The sequence below is a fragment of the Aeromonas sp. genome (assembly GCF_050633025.1).
In the GTDB taxonomy this organism is placed as follows: domain Bacteria; phylum Pseudomonadota; class Gammaproteobacteria; order Enterobacterales; family Aeromonadaceae; genus Aeromonas.
Map to the genome: position 1 here is coordinate 1 of NZ_JBODRQ010000199.1, position 4276 is coordinate 4276.

Annotated in this window: 4 protein-coding genes; 3 read left to right on the plus strand and 1 reads right to left on the minus strand. The window is 60.0% G+C overall.

Going from position 1 to position 4276, the window contains the following annotated elements; all coding sequences use genetic code 11:
* From ACRAUW_RS17025 to ACRAUW_RS17035, 3 genes are all read left to right on the plus strand, one after another.
* Window positions 1-798, plus strand: a 798-nt coding sequence (locus tag ACRAUW_RS17025) for an FIST signal transduction protein (protein ID WP_431363225.1), incomplete at its 5' end; no start/stop codon positions are given.
* Between the two features lie 2 nt (window positions 799-800).
* Window positions 801-2231, plus strand: a complete 1431-nt coding sequence (locus tag ACRAUW_RS17030; RefSeq protein WP_431363226.1) for an HD domain-containing phosphohydrolase — start codon at window positions 801-803, stop codon at window positions 2229-2231.
* A gap of 16 nt (window positions 2232-2247) precedes the next feature.
* Window positions 2248-3783 (plus strand): HD domain-containing phosphohydrolase, encoded by a 1536-nt coding sequence (locus ACRAUW_RS17035; RefSeq protein ID WP_431363227.1) that lies wholly within the window; start codon window positions 2248-2250, stop codon window positions 3781-3783.
* A 64-nt stretch (window positions 3784-3847) separates the two neighbouring features.
* Here the strand turns inward: ACRAUW_RS17035 and ACRAUW_RS17040 are convergent.
* The coding region (locus tag ACRAUW_RS17040; RefSeq protein ID WP_431363228.1) for a phosphoribosylformylglycinamidine synthase subunit PurQ at window positions 3848-4276 on the minus strand (429 nt) is incomplete at its 5' end.

Sequence of the window (4276 nt, forward strand, 5' to 3'; positions counted from 1 at the left end):
GAATGGCCGGACACCGAGAAGGTTCCCACCCTCTTTCTCACCTTTGACGCCATGCTCCCCAATATTGCAACCCTGCTCGAGGGGATCTATCTAAGGCTGGCGGACAGGGTCAACTATGCGGGTGTCAATGCAGGTAGCGGCCAGTTCACAGCCATGCCCTGCCTGTTTGACACCCAGAGATTGCTGGGCCATGGGGTCAGCTGTGCACTGCTCTCCCACCACAGCCCCCCCTTGCTGGAGCACGGCTATCAACTCACTGCCCAGCCCATGCTCGCCACCAGCAGTGAAGGCAACAAGATCTCCTTTATCGACTGGGAGCCGGCTTTTAGCCGCTATCAATCCCTGATCCGGCAGCAGTTCCAGCAGAACCTCACCCCGGATCAGTTCTACCAGTACGGCGTCCACTTGCCGCTCGGGTTGCTCAGAGCCAATGGCGATGTAATCGTGCGGATCCCGGTCGCCGTCACCGAAGAGGGAGCCCTGCTCTGCGTGGGAGAAGTGCCAGATTACAGTATTCTCACGCTGCTCAAGGCGCCGCAAAGTCCGACCGCCAATGCCATCGAGCTGGCCGAGAAACTCAGCCAGCATGGTGTGCCTGAACGCATCGAGATCTACTACTGCGCCGGCCGTCAGCAGCACTTCGGCGAACAGAGCACCCTGGAGCTGGAGACCCTCTTTAGCCACAGCGGTGCCCACGAACTGGTCGGTGCCCTCTCTCTTGGCGAGATAGGCAGTGTAAGGCCAGGGGATTACCCGCTCTTTCACAACGGTGCCATCCTCTGTCTCAGCGAGGGTTAGCAATGAATAACGATCACGCCATGGCCATTGTCTGCGATCTCGCCCTCTGCATCGGTCGGGAGGTCACACTCGATGCCCTGCTCACCAAGGTGTTGCAGCGCTTTATGTTTCACTGTGCCACACCGGTTGGAGTGGTATTGCAGCAGCAACGGGAAGGATATGAGCTGCTCAAGGTCATTGGTGATGATCAGCTATCCCGGCACAGTGGCTCGCTGCTCTCCTTGCCAGCCTGGATTGGTGAAGGTGACCAGTGTGCGCTGCAAACGACCTTGCCTCTCCCCGGTGGCCGGCCGTACCACTTTGCCTATCGGCTCAGGGTTGACGGGGGGTATCTCATCTTGCTGCTGGCCCCCCAACCCCAGCAGCACACAGTGCCGGTCTACCATCTGTTCAGCCCGGTGCTCGGCAATCTGGCGCGCGCCATCCAGTTGTGCAAGGACAGCGAACAGCTCGACAGGCGCCAGCAAGCCGAGCTAGTCGACATGCAGCGCCTCAACGAATCCCTGCTCAAGGCCATTCCCATCCCGGTGTTCTACAAGGATGTCGAAGGGCGCTTTCTCAGTTTCAACCCGGCCTTTACCCAGGTCACTGGGCTCAGCAAGGCCGAGCTGCAGGGAAAGCGGGTGGACGAAATCCTGCCCCCGGAAATGGCGGACGAATATACCCAAAGGGACATGGAGGTGCTGCGTAGCAGGCAGCCGCAATATTTTGAACACACGCTGTTTGATCGCAGCGGCCATCGCTACCAGGTGCTCAACTTCAAGGATCTCTTCTATGACCATCAGGGCGAGGTGGCAGGAATCATAGGGGCACTGGTCGACATCACCCATATAAAGGAGAGCGAGCAGCGCCAGCGCACCCTGCTGTTTCAGACCATAGCGGCCCTCTCCTCTGCGATTGCCCACAAAGATCCGGTCACGGCAGGACACGAACGGCGCGTGCATGATCTCGCGCTGGCTATAGGTCAACAGCTGCAACTGCCACAAGAGCAGCTGGATGGATTGGGTCTTGCGGCCATGGTGCATAACATCGGCCAGCTGCAGATCCCGGCGGAGATCCTCACTCGCCCACGGGAACTGAGGCCGGTTGAGTTCGAACTTATCAAACAGCATCCGGACACTGGCCGCGAGATCCTGCAACAGATTGACTTCCCCTGGCCCATCACCACCATAGTGATGCAGCACCATGAGAATCTCGATGGTAGCGGCTACCCGCAAGGGCTACAGGGGGATGCGATCTCGCTGGAGGCGAGGATTATACGGGTCGCCGACTCCCTGGCCGCCATGACGGCCCACCGTCCGTTCCGGCGTGCCCTCTCTCTCTCCGATGCGTTCGCCGAGCTGACGCGCTACGCCGGTGTGCATTACGACGAACAGGTGGTCGATGCCTGTTTCGCCGTCTGGCAAGCGGGCTACCGCTTTACTACCACCTGACTCTGGTTGCACCAAGATGATGTTAAAAGATCTACCGCCATCCATTCCGCCACCGGGCGTCAGCTCTCACCCCACTGCAGCCCTGCTCCATCAGGTGATGGAACAGCTGCCCTATCGCGTCCTGCTGAAAGATACCCGTTCACACTTCATCGCCTGCAACCGACTGCTGGTCGACGATCTGGCCCTCACCCCGGCCGAACTGGTTGGCAAGTGCGATGCCGATTTTTTCCCGACCGAGCTGGCCCAACGCTATCGGGATGACGATCTCCAGGTCATGGCCAGCGGCATAACCCGGCATCATGAAGAACTCTATCTGAAAGGGGGTGAAGATCGCTGGCTCAGTACCACCAAGTTTCCCCTGTACGATGAGCTGGGCAAGGTGGTCGGTGTCGCTGTCTTTTTCGAAGATATCACCGACCAGAAACAGCAGCAGGATCGTCTCCAGCAATATACCTGGACGCTGGAAGCAATAACCCGCGCCCACCATGCCATGCTCAAGCCGGGGGATGAACAGACACTACTGCAGGAGATCTGTGATGCCATCACTTTCGATGGCCGTTTTCCCCTGGTGACCGTACTACAGACCGCGGATCACAACAGAGTACAGATCCTGGCGCAGGCAGGTCAGGCCATCTGGTTTGCCAGCGATGACTGGCTCACCCGGGACGCAGCCCTGATCCGTGCAATCAGTTCAGGCGAGATGCGCAACGAAGCACTCGGCACCGAACTGGTCCACCACTCCACCACCCTGAGGGGCCGACTGCTGCTGCCATTGCAGTGGCAAGCCACTGTGCCAGGCGGCCTGCTTATTCACAGCACGCAAGCCAGAGCCTTCACCGATGAGGAGGTGCATCTCTTCAACGGACTGGCCGACTACCTGACCTATGGCCTGCAGGCACGTCGAACCCAGCAGGCCTATCTTGCCGCCCAGCGTGAAAAAGCCATGCATGCCCGCCAACTGGAGCTGGCCCTGGAGGATGCGCTGGGAGCCATCGCTGCCGTGCTGGAACAACGCGATCCCTACACCGCCGGACACCAGAAGCATGTCGCTACCCTGGCGCTGGCCATTGGCCGAGAACTGGGGTTGGGTGATAAACAGCTACGCGGTCTCTATCTGGGCGCCATGGTGCACGATATCGGCAAAATCCAGGTGCCTGTCGAGATCCTCACCAAACCGGGCAAACTGACCCCCCAGGAGTTCAATCTGGTCAAGGAGCATCCGACAGCGGGTTATCTGGTGCTCAAGGATATCGCCCTGCCCTGGCCCATCGCCCGGATGATCCACCAGCACCACGAGTATCTCGACGGTTCCGGCTATCCATCAGGGTTAAAGGGCGAGCAGATCCTGCTGGAAGCGCGCATTCTCACGGTCGCTGATATCGTCGAATCCATGTCCTCGGACCGCCCCTATCGCGCAGCCCTCGGCATTCCCCAGGCCCGTGAGCAGATCATCCAGATGCGTGGCCATCAGCTCGATGCAGATGTGGTGGATGCCTGTCTGCGGATCCTCGACCGGGGAGACTTTATCCCCCAACCGCTCGGCAAGCCGTAACGACACGGATAAAAAAACCGGCCAAGTGGCCGGTTTCTGTTTTTATGCGCTAGCGTCGTCTCTATTAACCCAGACAAACCCGGGCGTTACGGAACATCCGCATCCAGGCACCGTCCTCGCCCCAGTTGTCGGGGTGCCAGGAGTTGGCCACGGTGCGGAACACCCGCTCCGGGTGGGGCATCATGATGGTGGTGCGGCCATCGGTGGTGGTCACGGCGGTGATACCATCCGGCGAGCCGTTCGGGTTGGCCGGGTACTGCTCGGTCACGCTGCCGCGGTTGTCGACAAAGCGCAGTCCTACCAGACCGCTCTGCTGCAGTGCGTTCAGGTGAGCGGCATCGCGCACCTCGACACGCCCTTCCCCATGGGAGACGGCAATGGGCATCACGGACCCTGCCATCCCCGCAAAGAAGGCCGACGGGGACTCCTGCACCTCAACCAGACTGAAGCGGGCCTCGAAGCGCTCGGAGCGGTTGCGCACAAAGCGCGGCCA

What these genes read in the sequence shown, in the direction of transcription:
- ACRAUW_RS17030 (WP_431363226.1), top strand. Translation starts at nt 801, where the DNA reads ATGAATAACGATCACGCCATGGCCATTGTCTGCGATCTCGCCCTCTGC.
- ACRAUW_RS17035 (WP_431363227.1), top strand. Translation starts at nt 2,248, where the DNA reads ATGATGTTAAAAGATCTACCGCCATCCATTCCGCCACCGGGCGTCAGC.